Source organism: Dietzia sp. DQ11-38-2, assembly GCF_014145055.1.
GTDB lineage: Bacteria > Actinomycetota > Actinomycetes > Mycobacteriales > Mycobacteriaceae > Dietzia.
In genome coordinates this window covers 1-3,034 of the sequence record NZ_JAALDW010000419.1, presented here as the reverse complement: position 1 = coordinate 3,034, position 3,034 = coordinate 1, and the positions used below count along the sequence as shown (strand labels likewise).

4 protein-coding genes are annotated in these 3,034 nt (G+C 70.4%); all 4 read right to left on the bottom strand.

Translation table 11 applies throughout. The annotated features are described in order from the left end of the window. A partial coding sequence (locus tag G6026_RS13590; protein ID WP_182613476.1) for a hypothetical protein occupies positions 1-1,053 on the bottom strand: 1,053 nt, incomplete at its 3' end. Continuing rightward, positions 1,050-1,652 carry a signal peptidase I gene (locus G6026_RS13585; RefSeq protein ID WP_182613475.1) on the bottom strand — a complete coding sequence of 201 codons (603 nt, stop codon included), beginning with the start codon at positions 1,650-1,652 and terminating at the stop codon, positions 1,050-1,052. The genes G6026_RS13590 and G6026_RS13585, both read right to left, overlap by 4 nt. A 56-nt stretch (positions 1,653-1,708) precedes the next feature. Beyond that, positions 1,709-2,344 (bottom strand): SipW-dependent-type signal peptide-containing protein, encoded by a 636-nt coding sequence (locus G6026_RS16990; protein ID WP_197431426.1) that lies wholly within the window; start codon positions 2,342-2,344, stop codon positions 1,709-1,711. Positions 2,345-2,607: 263 nt separating this feature from the next. Next, positions 2,608-3,034 (bottom strand): PucR family transcriptional regulator (locus G6026_RS13575; protein ID WP_182613474.1); only part of this gene is annotated, 427 nt, incomplete at its 5' end.

Below are 3,034 nucleotides of genomic sequence, written 5' to 3'. Positions count from 1 at the left end.
GGGAGGCTGACCGGGTTCGGCCTCGACGGTCTGGCCGGGCTCGCCCTCGACGGACTGACCGGGCTCGGCCTCGACGGGCCGGCCGGGCTCCCCCTCGGTGGCGACTGACTCGCTGACCGCGGCCGCGCGCATCGACATCATCCGGGCGGACTGCTCGGGGAGCGGAGCCGGCCAGGACACGTCGGGCCGGACGGGTGCGCTGGTCACGGACCGGGAGGCACCGCATTCGGCGTGCGCCAGCACCATGTGCAGGACCCAGGGCTGCGACCCCAGGACATCCCCGGACGCCTCCACGTACAGGCGGAGCTGCGACATCGCGTACCCGTTCGACACCACGTGATGGTGCTGGAGGACGCCGTGGTAGGTGTACAGGCCGATGTCTCTGACAAAGGTGGTCTGCCGCCCCGGTGCGGGGATCTGGACACGATCACCGGAGTCGAAGAGGTTGCCGCCGATCGTCACCGGGTCTCCCGCGAGCCCGGCTCGCCCGATCTCGCCCGGAGTGCACGACGCGGTGGCGGTGATGGGGGTCGACGAGGTCCGGACGAGCGGCACTCTCACGAGGAGCGCCAGGGCCGATGCATCGACGTTCCGGACCTGGGACACGGCGTGACTCGCCGCCGCCCCGGCCTCCGGTTGATCGGGAAGCGGTCGGCAGTCGTCCGGCTGACGGTTGTCGCGCCGGGCGCATGTGCGCGTCTCGGCGCTGGCCCGCACCGAGCTCAGGAAGGTGCCCACCGACTCGGTGCTCCAGCTGCTGGGGCTGGCGGAGCGCGCGATCCAGGTGGTGGAGGGCGTGACCTCTCTCTGGACCGAACCGATAGCACTCGCCCCGGAGAGCCACGGCTTGAGTGCGCCGTAGCCGGCGGCGGACCGGGCGAAGTTCCTGCCGCCGTCAGGGCTCGCCCCGAACTCGGCGGCTCCCATCGCCCGGTCGGCCCACGCCGCCTCGGTGGGCCGAATGGTGCCCACGGCCAGCGCCGTCGTCATGACCAGGGCGAGGGCCCCGAGCATGGCCATGAGCGCGCGCACCGGACGCTGCAGACCGGTCACCGTGCGACCTCGTCGTCGTCCTCGTCCTCGGCCACCGCTTCGGCCTCGTCGCGCCCGGGCCAGAAGGTCCACAGGACACCGACCGCGGCGAGCAGGGTGATCGAGCCCAGGACCAGCGGGTTGCCGGCCCAGACGATCGCGTTCGCGAGGCCGGGCACCGACCACAGCACCTTGCGCACGCTCTCCACCCGGTACATCCCCGGGTCGGGGTTGGGGTTCGCGTCCCCCTTCATCTGGATGAGCGCCTCACCCGGCGCCTGCGGGTGGACCTCGATCACCCGGTGGGTGACGGGCAGCCGGCCGGGCCTGTCGACGGTGACCACGTCCCCCACCCGGATCTCGTCCGCACCGATCTGCTTGACCACTGCGACCGAGCCCGCGGGGATCGTGGGGGACATGGACCCGGTCTTGAACATGATGAGGGTGATGTTCATCGTCACCGCCGCGAGCACGAGCCCGACCGCCACCACGCCACCCGCGGCGAGCAGGTTGGCCAACCCGCCGGCGAGGTAGGAGCCGACCGACCGACCGGGTGCGCGGTGCGCTCCCGCGGGTCGACCCGCGTTTCCGCTGTGGGGCGCGTGTGCTGCGGTCTGCATGGCCGTCACCTCTCGTGAGTTGCTCGCCGGTCTCGGGTCGGAAGGTCGAGGCGCGGTCAGGCGTCGTCGCTCTGGGCGTCGAAGGTCCAGTACACGGGGGCGGGCGCGATGCCGGCCGAGTCCAGGCCCGCGCTGCCGTCGAGCTGCGCGCGGAAGCACAGCCACGTGTAGGCGTTCTTCTCCACCCGCGTGGTGCGGGTCGTGGGAGCGGCGAGCGTGCCCACCGTCGTGAAGTTGGTGGCGGCCGACGAGCAGGTGGACGGCGGGGTGGAGCCACCACCGAGCTCGGCGATCGAGACGGCGACCTTGCTGGTCAGGGCGTTGGTGGCGACGCTCTGCTGCGAGATCGTGACGTTGGCGCCGAGGTTGCCCTTGTTCTCCCGCAGGCCCACCAGCTGGTAGACGGGCACGCCCGGGACGAGCGCCTTGGAGGCGGGCCCGAACTGCATGGTGCCGGCCTTGTCCTTGGTCACGAACTCGTTCCACCCCTCGGCGGCGTTGAAGTGGGCCTGGATGTTGAAGTCGCTGCCCGTGGTGCCGAACTCGCTCACGCCCCACGCGGTGTCCGACCAGGCCGCCAGCGTCACGGCGGCGCCGACGCCCAGCACCAGACCCGAGGCCATGATGGCCCGGGCCTTCTTGCGGCGGTTCTGCTTCGGCGCGGTCCGGGCGGGGGTGGGCGTGGTGCTCATGGGTGGGCCTTTCTGGCGTAGGTGAGGGTCGTCGCCAACGCAGGTTGTTGACGCATCGCATTTATTATCGTTTATCTACTCGCCAGTAGCAAACGGAAATGTCACTTCTGTCTACAAACTCACATTTCCGCGAATCGCGCCCAAATATCAACGTCAACTGCCGTTATGACGGCACTCTCATGTTCTGGACGTGAATCGTGATGTGTCCGCGGGGTTACCTGGACACTAAATCAGGTCTCGGCATGCGCTCAGGTTGAGCACGCTCAGGCGCCGCGGAGCTCCCACATCCGCAGCGCCAAGCGGAGCTCCATCGCGCGATCACCGCGGCGCCACCCGTCGCCGAGAACCGAGTCCAGCCGGTCGAGTCGCTGATAGACGGTGTTGACGTGGATGTAGAGCCGGTCGGCGGTGGCGGAGGGGCTGGCGTCGGCGGCGAACCAGGCGCTCAGGGTCTCCATGAGGGCGCTGCCCCGGTCGCGGTCATGATCTCGGACCGGCCCGAGGTTGCGGTCGATGAACTGCGTGACGTCCTCCGCGTCGACCTCGCTGAACAGCAGTCCGTACAGGCCGAGCTCCTCGGTCGCCGCGCCCTCGCCCGCACGCCCCAAAGCGACGAGTAGCTGAGCGGCGCGCCGGGCCCGCTCGACGTGGTCGGCCACGGCGACCAACTCGCCGGCGGGGCCGGAGGCG